General features: G+C 58.1%; 15 protein-coding genes. 13 read left to right on the top strand and 2 right to left on the bottom strand.

Going from position 1 to position 14,175, the window contains the following annotated elements:
* The 4 genes from Q8K05_RS01940 to Q8K05_RS01925 form a co-directional block, all read left to right on the top strand.
* The coding region (locus Q8K05_RS01940) for a 2-oxo acid dehydrogenase subunit E2 (RefSeq protein WP_305244857.1) at window positions 1-206 on the top strand (206 nt) is incomplete at its 5' end.
* Window positions 207-272: 66 nt separating this feature from the next.
* On the top strand, window positions 273-1,700 hold the full coding sequence (lpdA, locus tag Q8K05_RS01935; protein WP_305244856.1) for a dihydrolipoyl dehydrogenase: 1,428 nt from the start codon (window positions 273-275) through the stop codon (window positions 1,698-1,700).
* A gap of 20 nt (window positions 1,701-1,720) precedes the next feature.
* Window positions 1,721-2,824 carry a cell division protein ZapE gene (zapE, locus tag Q8K05_RS01930; protein WP_305244859.1) on the top strand — a complete coding sequence of 368 codons (1,104 nt, stop codon included), beginning with the start codon at window positions 1,721-1,723 and terminating at the stop codon, window positions 2,822-2,824.
* Complete coding sequence (locus tag Q8K05_RS01925) at window positions 2,821-3,468, top strand: hypothetical protein (RefSeq protein ID WP_305244855.1); 648 nt, start codon at window positions 2,821-2,823, stop codon at window positions 3,466-3,468. The genes zapE and Q8K05_RS01925 overlap by 4 nt, the downstream gene beginning before the upstream one ends.
* Before the next feature lie 13 nt (window positions 3,469-3,481).
* Here the strand turns inward: Q8K05_RS01925 and Q8K05_RS01920 are convergent, their stop codons facing one another.
* Window positions 3,482-4,240 (bottom strand): PP2C family serine/threonine-protein phosphatase, encoded by a 759-nt coding sequence (locus tag Q8K05_RS01920; RefSeq protein WP_305244854.1) that lies wholly within the window; start codon window positions 4,238-4,240, stop codon window positions 3,482-3,484.
* Between the two features lie 87 nt (window positions 4,241-4,327).
* Here Q8K05_RS01920 and Q8K05_RS01915 point away from each other — a divergent pair, with 87 nt between their 5' ends.
* Together Q8K05_RS01915 and Q8K05_RS01910 are read left to right on the top strand one after the other, a co-directional pair.
* Window positions 4,328-4,531: a DUF465 domain-containing protein gene (locus Q8K05_RS01915; RefSeq protein WP_305244853.1), complete on the top strand. Its 204-nt coding sequence runs from the start codon at window positions 4,328-4,330 to the stop codon at window positions 4,529-4,531.
* Window positions 4,531-6,537, top strand: coding sequence for an ATP-dependent DNA helicase (locus tag Q8K05_RS01910; protein WP_305244852.1), 2,007 nt, complete (start codon window positions 4,531-4,533; stop codon window positions 6,535-6,537). The genes Q8K05_RS01915 and Q8K05_RS01910 overlap by 1 nt, the downstream gene beginning before the upstream one ends.
* Here the strand turns inward: Q8K05_RS01910 and Q8K05_RS01905 are convergent.
* The gene (locus Q8K05_RS01905; protein ID WP_305244851.1) at window positions 6,500-7,324 is read right to left on the bottom strand and encodes an outer membrane protein assembly factor BamD; all 825 of its coding nucleotides are present in this window, start codon (window positions 7,322-7,324) and stop codon (window positions 6,500-6,502) included. The genes Q8K05_RS01910 and Q8K05_RS01905 overlap by 38 nt on opposite strands.
* Window positions 7,325-7,341: 17 nt before the next feature.
* On the opposite strand from Q8K05_RS01905, the gene Q8K05_RS01900 reads away from it, so the two are divergent.
* The 7 genes from Q8K05_RS01900 to Q8K05_RS01870 all read left to right on the top strand — a co-directional run.
* A complete protein-coding gene (locus Q8K05_RS01900; RefSeq protein WP_305244858.1) occupies window positions 7,342-8,376 on the top strand; it encodes an RluA family pseudouridine synthase in 1,035 nt (344 codons plus the stop codon).
* Between the two features lie 105 nt (window positions 8,377-8,481).
* Window positions 8,482-9,174, top strand: coding sequence for an SMC-Scp complex subunit ScpB (scpB, locus tag Q8K05_RS01895; RefSeq protein WP_305244850.1), 693 nt, complete (start codon window positions 8,482-8,484; stop codon window positions 9,172-9,174).
* A gap of 52 nt (window positions 9,175-9,226) precedes the next feature.
* A complete protein-coding gene (locus Q8K05_RS01890; RefSeq protein WP_305244849.1) occupies window positions 9,227-10,699 on the top strand; it encodes a pseudouridine synthase in 1,473 nt (490 codons plus the stop codon).
* Window positions 10,700-10,826: 127 nt separating this feature from the next.
* A complete protein-coding gene (gene ndk / locus Q8K05_RS01885) occupies window positions 10,827-11,252 on the top strand; it encodes a nucleoside-diphosphate kinase (RefSeq protein WP_305244848.1) in 426 nt (141 codons plus the stop codon).
* Between the two features lie 79 nt (window positions 11,253-11,331).
* Entirely contained in the window at window positions 11,332-12,489 is a 1,158-nt protein-coding gene (gene rlmN / locus Q8K05_RS01880; protein WP_305244847.1) for a 23S rRNA (adenine(2503)-C(2))-methyltransferase RlmN, read from the top strand.
* Entirely contained in the window at window positions 12,486-13,295 is an 810-nt protein-coding gene (gene pilW / locus Q8K05_RS01875; RefSeq protein WP_305244846.1) for a type IV pilus biogenesis/stability protein PilW, read from the top strand. Before rlmN ends, pilW begins: the two co-directional genes overlap by 4 nt.
* Window positions 13,270-14,175: helix-turn-helix domain-containing protein (locus Q8K05_RS01870; protein ID WP_305244845.1), on the top strand; the 906-nt coding region annotated here is incomplete at its 3' end. The genes pilW and Q8K05_RS01870, both read left to right, overlap by 26 nt.

Raw genomic sequence — 14,175 nt, 5'->3', positions numbered from 1 at the left:
TCAACCCGCCGCAGTCCGCCATTCTGGGCGTGCACGCGACCAAAGACCGCGCTGTCGTTGAAAATGGCCAGATCGTGGTCCGCCCGATGAACTACCTCGCCATGAGCTACGACCACCGTGTCATCGACGGCCGCGAAGCAGTGCTGGGCCTGGTGGCCATGAAGGAAGCGCTGGAAGATCCAGCGCGTCTGCTGTTCGATATTTAATAACCTGTCGCGACGGGCTGCAGCAGCTTGGCCGCCAGCCCCGTTGCCAATTCACTGAAAACAAACATGTCCAAACAATTTGACGTGATCGTCATCGGCGGCGGTCCCGGCGGCTACATCGCTGCCATTCGTGCGGCTCAACTGGGCTTTAACGTGGCCTGTATCGACGAGTGGAAAAATGCCAAAGGCGGCCCCGCCCTGGGCGGAACCTGTACCAATACAGGCTGCATTCCCTCCAAAGCCCTGCTGCAATCCTCTGAGTACTACGAACATGCAGGGCACCACTTTGCCGATCACGGCATTGAGGTCAAGGGCCTGGGTCTGGATGTCGCCAAGATGATTGGTCGCAAAGATAACGTGGTCAAGCAGAACAACGACGGCATCGTTTACCTGTTCAAAAAGAACAAGGTCACCTTTTTTCATGGCCGCGGCTCCTTTGTCGCCGCCAAAGACGGCACCTATGACATCAAGGTGGCCGGCGTTGCGGAGGAAGTCATCTCTGGCAAGCACATCATTGTGGCGACAGGCTCCAATGCCAGGGCACTGCCAGGAACGCCTTTTGATGAAGAAAATATCTTGTCGAACGACGGAGCGCTGCGCATCGGCGCCGTGCCCAAGAAGCTCGGCGTGATCGGCTCGGGGGTGATCGGCCTGGAAATGGGTTCGGTCTGGCGACGTCTGGGTGCTGAAGTCACTATTCTTGAGGGTTTGCCCACATTTTTAGGTGCGGTAGATCAGCAGATCGCCAAGGAAGCGCACAAGGCGTTCACCAAACAAGGCCTGAAGATTGAACTGGGCGTGAAAGTCGGCGAGATCAAAACGGGCAAGAAAGGCGTGTCCATCGCTTATGCCAATGCCAAGGGCGAAGCGCAGACCCTCGATGTTGACAAACTCATCATTTCGATTGGCCGCACTGCCAATACCATAGGCCTGAACCCCGAAGCGGTGGGTTTGAGCCTCGACGAGCGTGGCGCGATTGTGGTGGATGGTGATTGCAAGACCAACCTGCCGGGCGTTTGGGCGGTTGGGGATGTCGTGCGCGGCCCGATGCTGGCGCACAAAGCCGAAGAAGAAGGCGTGGCGGTTGCTGAACGCATTGCGGGCCAGCACGGTCATGTCAATTTCAACACCATTCCCTGGGTGATCTACACCAGTCCCGAGATCGCATGGGTGGGTCAAACCGAAGAGCAGCTGAAGGCAGCCGGGCGTGCCTACAAGGCGGGCAGCTTTCCCTTCATGGCGAATGGCCGCGCGCGCGCCTTGGGTGACACCACCGGCATGGTGAAGATGCTGGCAGACGCAGCGACGGACGAAATCCTGGGCGTGCACATTGTTGGGCCGATGGCCAGTGAGCTGATTGCAGAATGCGTCGTCGCCATGGAGTTCCGTGCCAGCAGCGAGGACATTGCCCGTATTTGCCATGCGCATCCGTCCCTGAGCGAAGCCACCAAAGAAGCGGCGCTGGCAGTTGACAAACGTACGCTGAATTTTTGAATATCCGGAACGCACCATCGGTGACTCAGCCAGTACGCTTGGCCTACGAGGCTGAACTCGCAACGCGGGGGTACACCAGTGACCCGGCGCAGTTGCGTGCGATTGATGCGCTGGAACGCTGTGCGGCTGAATGGGCTGCGTTCAAGGCACGGAGATCGAACGCCTTCAAGAAGCTGCTCAACCGGCCCGATGTTCCTCGCGGCGTATACATGCACGGGGGGGTTGGTCGGGGTAAAAGCTTCCTGATGGATTGTTTTTTTTGCGCCGTACCGCTCAGGCGCAAGGTCAGGCTGCACTTTCACGAGTTCATGCGTGAAGTGCACCTGGAGTTGCATGGTCTGCAGGGTACTGCGAACCCCCTGGATGAACTGGCCAAGCGCATCGCCATACGTTATCGGCTGATTTGCTTTGACGAGTTTCATGTCGCGGACATTACGGACGCGATGATTCTTCATCGGCTACTGGCAGCCTTGTTTGCCAATGGTGTCGGTTTTGTGACGACGTCCAATTTCCGTCCCGATGACCTCTATCCGAACGGTCTGCACCGGGACCGAATTTTCCCGGCCATTGAGTTGCTGAAGACCAGGCTGGAAGTCATCAGTGTTGATAATGGAACGGACTATAGAAGGCGTACCCTGGAGCAGGTCAGGCTGTATCACACCCCGCTTGGGGAACAAGCGGATGCCGAGATGACGGGGACTTTTAACGCTCTGGCGGCGTCTCAGGATGAAAACCCTGTGATGCGGATTGAGTCCAGGCAAATCGAGGCCAGGCGCAAGGCGGGCGGCGTGGTGTGGTTTGATTTTAAAACCTTGTGTGGTGGGCCACGCTCGCAAAACGATTACCTGGAGATCGCCAGTCAGTTTCATACAGTGTTGCTGAGCAATGTGCCCCACATGCCGGTCAGAATGGCATCTGAAGCCCGGCGGTTTACCTGGCTGGTCGATGTCCTGTACGACCGGCGTGTGAAGCTGATTATGTCGGCCGCTGTAGCGCCTGAGGCGTTGTACACCGATGGTCCTTTGGTCCACGAGTTTGCGCGCACTGTCTCGCGACTCAACGAAATGCAGTCCAGGGAGTTTTTGGCCCTGGAGCGCAGAAACGTCGATACGACACTGACATGAAAAAATTGTTCATCGCACTGTTTTTTGCCACGCTGAGTATGTTTGTGGGTGCACAGACGGCTAACGGTGCACTCGCCACGCATGACATGGACGCGGAGCGCGCAAGAATCAGTGCTGATCGGGCCAGGCTGGAGACGGGCTTTTTGGTGGAGGACGCCGCTTGCTATAAAAAATTTGCGGTCAACAGTTGCCTTGACCGCGTCAACACCAGGCGGCGCGAAGCGATGGCCGACCTGCGCCGTCAAGAGATTTTGCTCAACGATGAGGAGCGGAGAATCAGGGGGGAAGCGCAGTTTCGTAAACTTGAAGAAAAATCTTCGCCTGAAAAGCAGCAGGATGCCGCCGCCAGTCGCGCCAAAGCGCAGGATGATTACCAGTCCCGACAGGCACGGGAAAAGCAGAAGAGCAACGACCAGGCGACAGCCCGCGCCAGTGAAAAAACCGCTAGCCAAGCCAGTGCAGGAAGGCTCAGGGACAATCAGCAAAAAGCCCGGGTTCGAGCGGACAAGCAAGCCGAAGCCGCCAACGCCGCCGAAAAATTCAACGCACGCCAGAAAGAAGCCCAAGAGAGGCGAGCCCAGCATGAACGTGACCGGCTTAAGGCCGTCAAGCCTCCCGCGAAATCCTTACCCTTGCCGGAGTAAGCAAGGGCGTTGTTCAATCCAGGCGTTCGAGCTTGACGATTACCAGCGATAGGTTGTCACCAGCACCGCGTGCGCGCGACCTTGCCTTATGGATCAAAAATTCGGTTGCTTCACGAGGGGGTAGCATGGACAGTGCGGACCCCATTTCGCTGGTGCTGAAGTAATGCCAGACGCCATCACTGCAAGCAATCAGCGCGTCATCAGGACACAATTGCGGAATGAAATGATGTGTAATGGGCGGTGATTCTTCTGTGCCCAGACAACTCATCAGAATATTTGATTGAGGATGGATATTGGCCTCATCCTCGGTGATTTCACCCTTGTCGACAAGGGTCTGCACATAAGAGTGATCCACGGTCCTGTGGATCAGCTTGCCGCCATGGTAGTGGTAGATCCGGGAATCCCCGGTATGCACCCAGTGGCAGTCTCCGCCCGGATTGATCAAAAATGCTGCCAAGGTGCTGTGCGGCTCCTGTTCGGCGGAGATGGCGGTTAGTTTGATGACAATATGCGCTTCTTCAATGATCTGTTTGAGCATCGTTGGCGCGTCATCCGTAGCCGGTGCATAACGCTCAAAAAGTTGCCTGGCCGTCATCATGACCTGATCGGACGCTTTGCGCCCGCCGCTTCGGCCACCCATACCGTCGGCGACTATGCCCAGCATGCAGCTGGGATGACGTGGGTGACTGAATAAGTTGACCTGGTCCTGCTGATAGTCCCGGTCACCTTTGTGGATACCCGTGGACGCTGTGATTCGATAACCTTTGGACATCGTGTAATCGTTCGAGCCCCGAGGGCTCGATTTATAAGGGCAATCGACGTATTATCAGACGAAGCAGCGCGCACGGATAGAAATACCTTGGACTTGAACCTACATTCCCCTGAACGGCAACTCATTGAGCTCAAAATCAAGCATGCAGACCTGAATGCCTTGGCAGACATGACAGCGCATGCCCTGCCCATGGACGAATTGTTGCTCAGGCGCCTTAAAAAACGTCGCCTTCAGCTTCGTGACCAGATATCTGATCTTGAATCCTCTCTCTACCCTTCTGAGCCTGCGTGATGAGCCTGGCGTTTGAAGTTCAAGAGGCTTTTTCCCCCGGCGGCATCTTGTCTCGCGCTACGGAGCATTTCCTGCCCCGCAGCGGCCAGACCGCGATGGCGCTGGCCATAGCGCGCGCCATTGAGGGCGCTTATCCGCTCGTGGTGGAAGCCAGTACCGGGGTTGGGAAAACTTTTTCTTACCTGGTCCCGGCATTGCTGAGTGGCGAGCGCGTGTTGCTGTCTACCGCCACCAAGGCCTTGCAGGATCAGCTGTTTGGTCGCGATGTGCCCCGGTTGGTGGCGGCCCTTGGGCTGCCGGTAAGCACGGCGTTGCTGAAAGGGCGGGGCAGCTATTTATGCCTGCATCGCATGGAAATGGCTCGCCAGGCGACACCTCTACCCGATGGTGTTTCCGTGCGTGCGCTGGCACGGATTGAAGAGTGGTCCCAGGTCACACGAACTGGCGATCTGGCGGAACTCCCGGGGCTGAATGAACGCTCGCCGCTGATTCCTTTGGTGACATCGACACGGGAGAACTGCCTGGGTGCGCAATGCCCGCGTTTTCGCGCCTGTCATGTGACCCTTGCCCGCAGGGAGGCGATGGCGGCGGACGTGGTCGTCATCAATCATCACCTTTTTTTTGCCGACCTGGCAGTTCGCGAGTCTGGTGTCGCCGAACTGCTGCCTTCCGTGCGCATTGCCATTTTTGATGAAGCGCACCAACTCAATGAAATTGGCGTGCAGTTTCTTGGACGAAACCTCACTACAGGCCAATTGCTGGACTTTTCCCGTGATCTGCTGGCCGCTGGCCTGCAATTGGCCCGCGGCCTGGTCGACTGGCAGGGCGTCGCGGCGGCCACTGAGTATGCGGCCCGCGAATTGCGGATGTTTGCTGGCAAGCAGCCCCCGGGCACCAAGCTGCGCTGGATCGGGGAGGGGCCTGAGGGGCTGGATGCTACTGGCTGGAAGGAGGCGCTGGGCGCAGTTCATGCCGCTTGCATGCAAGCCTGCGAAGCGCTCGATATGGTCAGTGAGATTGCCCCCGATTTTGTTCGCCTTCATAACCGTGCCGCCGAGTTGGCAGGAAGGGCAGAAAACTTTGTCAATGTCTGCACGCCAGGTTGTTTGCGCTGGGTTGATGTGGGCATGCAGTTGCGGCTTGTTGAATCACCGCTCGATATTTCAGGGGCGGTAAAGACCCATGTGTTGGGTGCTTCCGGCGGCAGCAAAAAATCCTGGATATTCACTTCGGCAACGCTCGGCGACGACGACAAGCTCACCTGGTTCACTCAGCGTTGCGGGCTTGCGGACGCTGAAGTGTTGCGGGTGGGCAGCCCTTTTGACTACGAACATCAGGCAGCGCTGTACGTTCCAGAAAATTTTCCCAAGCCCGGGGACCCTGCTCACTCGATGAAGGTCGCGGAATCAGCTGCAGTGTGGTCGCAGAAACTGGGAGGGCGTACCATGGTGCTGACCACCACATTGCGGGCATTGCGGGCGATTGGTGAGTCGCTCCATGCACGCTTCGAGCACTCCGGTGAAATGGAGGTACTTGTTCAGGGGGAGATGCCAAAACGGGCGCTGATGGAGCGCTTTCGTGAAGGCAGTTCCAAAGGGGGAAGCGCTTGCGTGCTGGTGGCATCCGCATCGTTTTGGGAGGGCATTGATGTGCCTGGTGATGCGCTTCAACTGGTCATTATCGACAAGCTGCCTTTTCCCCCGCCGAACGATCCTTTGGCTGAGGCCCGCTCCAGACAACTTGAGGCACAGGGGCGCAGTGCTTTTAACGATTATTTTTTACCCGAAGCTGCCGTGGCTCTTAAACAAGGGGCCGGGCGCCTGATTCGCAGGGAAACCGATCAGGGCGTCTTGGTGGTGTGTGACAGCCGCCTGGTCTCGGTGGGCTATGGACGGCGTTTGCTGAGAGCGCTTCCTCCAATGCACAGGCTGACATCGGAGCAGGAGTTGATGGACAGGCTTGAGGGCCTTACCAGAACTTGTACCATGGGTTGTCTGCAGACTTGAAACCTTTGCTCATGTACTGGCTTTTCGGGTAGGTTTTTTCCATGATGCGACGGGTGTCATCGCGCAGTTCCGCCATCCCCAGGGCATCGTAGGATTTGTAAAGGATATAGGCGGCCTCTTCAAGAGCCGGAACGTCGCGATAGTCGGAAATTGCGCTTTGTGCGCGGTTGATGGCGGCGATGTAGGCGCCGCGGGAGTAGTAGTACCTGGCGACGTGAACTTCTGATTGTGCCAAGGAGTTCACGATATAGCTCATGCGCAAACGTGAGTCTGACGCATAGCGGGAGTCGGGGAAGCGCCCTGCCAGTTCCTTGAAAGATTCAAACGATTCCTTGGCTGCTTTCTGGTCGCGTTCAGACAGGTCCTGGCGAGAAATAAAGCCGAGAATTCCCAGATTGTCATTAAAGTTGACCAAGCCCTTGAGGTATAAAGCGTAGTCCATGGCCGGGCTGGCCGGGTGCAGCTTCATAAAACGGTCCAGTGTGGCAAGCGCTTGGGCCTGCTCACCCCCTTTGTATTGGGCATAAGCCTTGTCGAGCTGGGCTTGTTGCGCAAGCGGGGTTCCGGCGGCACGGCCTTCCAGCTTTTCATAAAGAGGAATCGCTTTGTCGTAGGCGCCTGAGTTCGCTTCGTCCTTGGCTTCTGCGTAAATCTTGTTCGGACTCCACGAGGCGGTGCGATCGGCCGTCGGGGTGCTGGAGCAGCCCGCGACTACAAAAGACAACGCGCAAACGGCTGCAACAAGCGGCAATGCCCTGGGAACAACCGATAATTTGGTGTAAAACATTGCAATCGACCTTCTTGATGACTGATTCTGAACAAAGCAAAATAATTATATCGGGCGCTGTTGTCGCCCATGGCCTGCTGGACGAAGCGCAGGACGAGGTCGATAGCAGCAATATCGACATGGAACTGCGCCAGGTGATGGTTCCTTTTGAGAGCCATGGCAGCCGCCTGGACCGTGCTTTGGCTGGCATTGTGCCTGAGTTCTCACGCAGCTATCTCCAGCAATTGATCGAGGCCGGGGTGGTGCAGCTCAATGGCCTGACGGTGCGCAAAACGTCCTCCAAGGTCAAGGCCGGGGATAGTCTCACCATTGAGCTGAGGCCCACACCTCAAAGTCAGGCCTTCAAGCCGGAAGCCATGGCGCTGGATATCGTGTTTGAAGACCCCTATTTGTGCGTGATCAACAAACCAGCTGGTTTGGTCGTTCACCCCGCGCCCGGCAATTGGAGCGGCACCTTGCTCAACGGATTGTTGGCGCGAGACCCTCAGGCTTCTTTTTTGCCGCGTGCTGGCATCGTGCACCGATTGGACAAGGATACGAGCGGACTGATGGTGGTGGCGCGCCAACGATCCGTCATGGATCAGCTGGTCGGCCTGATCGCCGCCCGGGATGTGCACCGAGAATACATCGCACTGGCCCATGGGGCATGGCAGGGCGCGAGAACCCGCCAGGTAGAGGTTGCGATTGGCCGTGATCCCCGCAACCGGTTGCGTATGGCGGTGGTAGACCTCGAGAAAAATTCTGGCAAGACGGCCTCCACGGTGGTGTCGCTGCTGCAAAATGAAAAGCAGTATTGCCTGGTGAAGTGCAAGCTCCATACGGGGCGCACCCATCAAATCCGGGTTCACATGGCTTTTCTCGGTCATCCCCTGGTGTCTGATGCGCTTTATGGCGGGCTGCCTGCGGGCGGCTTGAGCCGGCAGGCACTGCACGCGTGCCGGCTGGCGTTTGAGCACCCCGTTACGGGTGCGATGATGGAATTCAAGGCGCCGCCGCCCGCTGATTTACAAGCCGCGATTACGGATTTCGGCCTGATATACAATCTGAGCTAGTAGTTTTTCGACTATCTGCAACATGGCGCCCCTGACAAGGAGACTGCGCACCGGTGCAATGCGCAAACATGCGCTCTTTTCCGCTTTTTCTCGGAACGACCAATCATGAATACGACGGATGCGAAGCGCATCCTCGAGACAGCACTTATTTGCGCGCAGCAACCGCTGCCATTGCGCGAAATGGGTGTCTTGTTTAACGGGGTATTGACTGCCGACAGTCTTAAGTTGGTGCTTGAGGACCTGCAGAACGACTGGACCGGTCGCGGTGTTGAACTCGTTCACGTGGCGACAGGCTGGCGCTTTCAGAGCCGACCGCACATGCGCGAGTACCTGGACAGGCTCCATCCGGAGAAGCCGCCCCGTTACAGCCGGGCCGCCCTGGAAACGCTGGCGATCATTGCTTATCGCCAGCCCGTGACGCGTGGCGACATGGAGGATATCCGGGGCGTCACCATCAACAGCCTGCTTCTCAAGCAATTGGAGGACCGTGGCTGGGTGGAGGTGATCGGCCACCGTGAAACTGTCGGTCGACCTGGTCTTTATGCAACGACCCGGCAGTTTCTGGATGACCTTGGCGTGGAGTCGCTGGATCAGCTTCCCGCTATGGGGAGCGCGCCGGATCAGGCTGCAATGCGCGAACAAGTTGAATTTGGCATAGCTGACAATCCGCTAATCACCCCTGCTGAACTGGTTGCTTCGCTGGGGGTGGCCGACGAGGAGACCGCTGCACAGGCACTGGTTCCGAAAAATACAGAAATCCAGGAAAGCTTGGAGCCGGATGCCGGCAAGAGTTCCTGACACCCTCCTAACCATCAGGACGCCAGCGCTCCGCACGCATGACTGAAAAAGTATGAATCATCAAGACCAACCCGCTTCCGAAACCCCTGCCACGTCCGACCAAAATAAAGGACAAAATATGGGTGAAGCGCCCGAGCAGTCTACGCAAGGTGCTCCTGATTTAATCGCTATTCGGGAGCCGGTCAGCGCCGTCATGCCTAAACCGGCTGGCGGGCGACGCGTGCCTGTGCCCGCAGCAACCACCATACGGTTTGAAGATGTGGTGACCGGACAATTCGACGCGGACGAAGATGATGTGGCGCTTGAGTTGCCCAAGCGGGTTTTGTCGGCGCAGCCTGAGACCCCCAAGCTGCACAAGGTCCTGGCACAGGCCGGCATGGGTTCCCGGCTGGAGATGGAGAAGTTGATCCTTGAAGGACGTATTTCGGTCAATGGCGAGCCCGCCCACATCGGGCAACGTATCCAGTTTGGCGATACCGTCAAAGTCAATGGCAAGCCGGTTCGGGTACGCATTGACCCGCCACCTCCCCGTGTGATTGCCTACCACAAGCCTGCGGGAGAGGTCGTGACGCACGACGACCCGCAGAATCGGCCGACCGTGTTCCGGCGACTGCCCAAGTTGTTCCAGGGCAAGTGGCAGTCCGTGGGGCGTCTTGATCTGAACACCGAGGGTCTGCTGCTGTTGACGAGTTCTGGTGAACTGGCTAACAAGCTGATGCATCCTCGCTTTGGGCTGGAGCGTGAGTACGCCGTGCGGGTGCTGGGTGCGCTGAACAATGAAGAAAAAAAGCGTTTGCTGGATGGCGTGGTGCTCGATGATGGCGTTGCGCAGTTCGGCTCGATCGAGGCGGGGGGTGGTGAAGGGGCCAACTGCTGGTACCGGGTTACGATTTCAGAAGGTCGAAACCGCGAGGTCCGGCGCATGTTCGAAGCGGTGGGGCATGCAGTGAGCCGTCTCATCCGCATTCGCTACGGCGCCATGGTGCTGCCGCGCGGCCTCAAGCGTGGTGCGTTTGTCGAGCTCGACGAAAACGATATCTGGGCGCTGACCAGTGCGGTAACACGCGCTGAATCGCAGGCCGATCAGCGCGGTGATCCTGCCAATCCGGGCCAATCGGCGGGCGAGGGCGGTGATGCGCAGCGTCGGGGTCCCCGTGGAAACGAACGCGCCCGTAGCGGAGCCGGACGTCCACGAGGCCCGAACGCAGGACGAGGCAGTGCGAGCCCGGGTGCTCGCTTTGGACAGCCAGATACCGGTGGCCCGCAGGGGCAAAAGCGGCGCGATGACCGTGGCCCCCGGAGCGAGCGGTCAACCGGCGGCGGGCAACCTGATCCCATGAAAACGTCATTTGGATATATTGGCTCCGATACCCTGACGAGGCAGCGGCAAGACCAGGGGCAACGCCGTGGCGGTGGTGGCGGCAATGCTGGCGGCATGGCCGGCGGTCAGCGCCGTGGTGGCGGCAATGGCGGTGGCGGTAGTGGCGGTAATCGCGGTGGTGGAAACCGCAGCGGAAATCGCTGAATACTTCAGAGTCACTTCATTTCATTGAGCTGATCGTATCCCGCAAGCTCGCAGGTTAAAATCATAGGCTTTATTCAATTTTTGAATAATTTGACAACCCAATAAATCTAAAGCGCAAGGAAAATAAATGGCCATCGAACGCACTCTCTCCATCATCAAGCCCGACGCAGTAGCGAAAAACGTCGTGGGTCAAATCTACGCACGTTTTGAGGCTGCCGGTCTGAAAGTTGTCGCCGCCAAAATGGCTCACCTGTCGCAAGGCGAGGCAGAAGCTTTTTATGCCGTACATAAAGAACGTCCTTTCTTCAAGGACCTGGTTTCGTTCATGATCTCCGGTCCGGTGATGATCCAGGCGCTGGAGGGCGAAGGCGCTGTGCTGAAAAACCGCGATCTGATGGGCGCCACCGACCCGAAGAAAGCGGCCGCGGGCACGATTCGTGCCGATTTCGCTGACAGCATTGATGCCAATGCCGTGCATGGCTCTGACGCTGTTGAAACGGCAAAAGAAGAAATTGCTTTCTTCTTTGCCGGCATGAACGTCTACTCGCGCTAACCATGTCCGCCCCCATGCTTTGCCTCCCCTCAACCGGGTCGTCGCTTGCTTGGGGCGGCGCGGCGCGTCGCGCACCGCGATGACGACCAACCTTCTTGACTACGATCTGGAAGGCTTGGTCGCCTTGTGCGAGCAGCTTGGCGAAAAGCGCTTCCGCGCCACACAGCTGTTCCGCTGGATTCACCAAAAAGGCGCGACCAATTTTGAGCAGATGACGGATCTGGCCAAGTCCCTGCGCGAAAAGCTGAGCACTTCAGCCTGCATTCAGGTGCCTAAGGTGGTGTCCCGTCACGAATCGACAGACGGCACCATCAAGTGGTTGTTTGATGTCGGCGCAGGCGATGTCATTGAGACCGTCTTCATTCCCGAAGCTGACCGCGGCACCTTGTGCATTTCATCCCAGGCCGGTTGTGCTGTGGGATGCCGATTCTGCTCGACGGGACACCAGGGCTTTAGTCGCAATCTGACGACCGGCGAAATAGTTTCCCAGTTGTGGTTTGCAGAGCATTTCCTGCGCCAGCATCTGGACAGGAAAAACCGGCAGGATCGCGTCATCTCCAATGTGGTCATGATGGGCATGGGTGAGCCCTTGCAAAACTACGCGCAATTGTTGCCCGCTCTGAAGGTCATGCTCGATGACCATGGCTATGGCTTGTCCCGCCGCCGGGTGACGGTGTCGACCTCTGGCTTCGTGCGGATGATTGACCGGCTGGCCAAGGACTGCCCGGTGGCCCTTGCAGTGTCACTGCATGCGCCACAAGATACGTTGCGGGACTACCTCGTTCCGCTGAACAAAAAACACCCTATCGCTGAGTTGCTGCAAGCCTGCACCCGTTACCAGGCGGCGGCGCCACGCGATTTCATCACGTTTGAATACTGCATGCTTGACGGGGTGAACGACCAGCCGGAGCACGCGCACCAGCTGGTGGCGCTGATGCAAACGCATGCTGCGCGCGGCTTGTCGTGCAAATTCAACCTGATTCCCTTTAATCCATTTCCGGCTTCAGGCCTTAAACGCTCGGATATGCCGCAGGTGATGGCGTTTGCAAAAATCCTGATGGATGCCGGCATCGTGACCACGATCCGGAAGACCCGGGGTGATGACATTGACGCGGCCTGCGGGCAACTGGCTGGCGACGTGCAGGACCGGACCAGTGCGGATCAGCGCATGGCGGCGCAACGCCAAGGTATGCTTGGAGGCATCAAGGTGGTTGTGCTCAAGGGGTTAGGTGCATGAAGTTTGTCTCCAAGGTGGTCTGGATGTCAGCCTGTTGGGCTGCTGTTTTGCTGGCGGGGTGTGCCAACCAGCCAGGCGCCCTTGGGTCTTCCGGCGTGCAGAGTGACATGGTTACCGAGTCGGATGAGTCTGATCAGCGCAGGCGCGCACGCTTGCGGCTTGAATTGGCGACTGGTTATTTTGAGCAGGGCCAGACCAATGTTGCGCTCGATGAGATCAAGCAATCAATCGCCACAGATCCAAGCTATGCGAATGCTTTCAACCTGCGAGGGCTGGTGTACCTGCGGCTTAACGACATTCCCCTGGCAGAGGACAGTTTTCGGCGCGCACTCGCGCTGAGTCCGCGCGATGCAGATATCGCCCACAACTATGCCTGGCTGCTGTGCCAGCAGGCGCGTTATGCCGAATCGTTCAGCTTGTTTACACAGGCGGCCGTCAATCCAACCTACACCGGCAAAGCTAAAACGTTGATGGCCCAGGGTGTGTGTCAGGTTCGCGCAGGGCAGCTTGCTGATGCCGAAAAAAGTTTGATGCGGTCTTACGAGCTGGATGCCGGCAACCCGGTGACTGCCTTCAACCTGGCCAACCTTCTTTATGGGCGCGGTGAGTTGACGCGCGCGCAGTTTTACATCCGCCGTTTGAATAACAGTGAACTGGCCAATGCCGAGACGCTCTGGCTTGGGATCAAGACTGAACGTAAGCTGAACAATCAGGAGGCTGCGCTGCAGCTGGCCGATCAGTTGAAAAAACGCTTTGCGCAATCCCCCGAGGCCGCTGCCTATGAAAAAGGAGCTTTCAATGAGTGACCGTGTCCCCGTGATGGGTGGACCTGCCAATGCGGAGTCTGCCGTTGCTGACTGGAATGGCAGTCAGGGTGCGATGGTGTCGGGACCCACAGCCGGTGCATTACTTCGAGATGCCAGAGAGTCAGCGGGCATACACATTGCGGCGTTGGCGGCGCTACTCAAGGTCCCTGAGCAGAAGCTTGAAGCGCTGGAGCAAGACCGTTTGGACTTGTTGCTGGATGCCGTTTTCGCACGAGCGCTGGCCTCCAGCGTGTGCCGGACCCTTAAAATTGATGCGAGGTCGGTGCTTGAGCGCCTCCCTCCAAGCACAGCGTACAGGCTCAAATACCCCAGCGCAGGCATCAACACGCCGTTTCGTCCGCTGGTTGACAGTCCGGGACCCTCTGCCTGGGCGCAAATGTCGCGTCCCATTGTTCTTGCGGGGCTCGCCTTGTTGCTGGGAGCGCTGGTTTTGATCTTTTTGCCTGCCATGAAGCAGGACGGGGCGCCGGTCAGCAGTGGTGCTCGTCCCGTGCTACCGGTCGAAAGCGCGGGTGCGGATTTGGTTGATGACGCGTCGATGCCTGTGCTGCTGCCGACGGCGCTTACTGGCGAGGCGGGTGTGGCCGACGGTGCCGCCGCCGTGGTTTTGCCGTTTTCTGGGTCTTTGAGCTCGGTAGCGCTTGTGTCCGAACAGGCTTTGGTGGCTGCTTCAGCGCCTGTCCCCCTGTTGGGAAATGCGGGCATTCCAGCTGGCGCAGCGGCTTCAGCCGCCAACCCGGCGTTGCAGACGGCCTCCTCGGGTAATGTGACGTTTCGCGCAAGTGGTCAGACCTGGGTTGAAGTGACTGATGCGAAGGGGACGGTCGTGCTACGTCGTACCCTGGCCCGCGGTGATGTC

The organism is Polaromonas sp., from assembly GCF_030682935.1.
Taxonomy (GTDB): domain Bacteria; phylum Pseudomonadota; class Gammaproteobacteria; order Burkholderiales; family Burkholderiaceae_C; genus Polaromonas.
The sequence above is the reverse complement of the archived record's forward strand: the minus strand, read 5'-3'. Positions and strand labels throughout refer to the sequence as shown.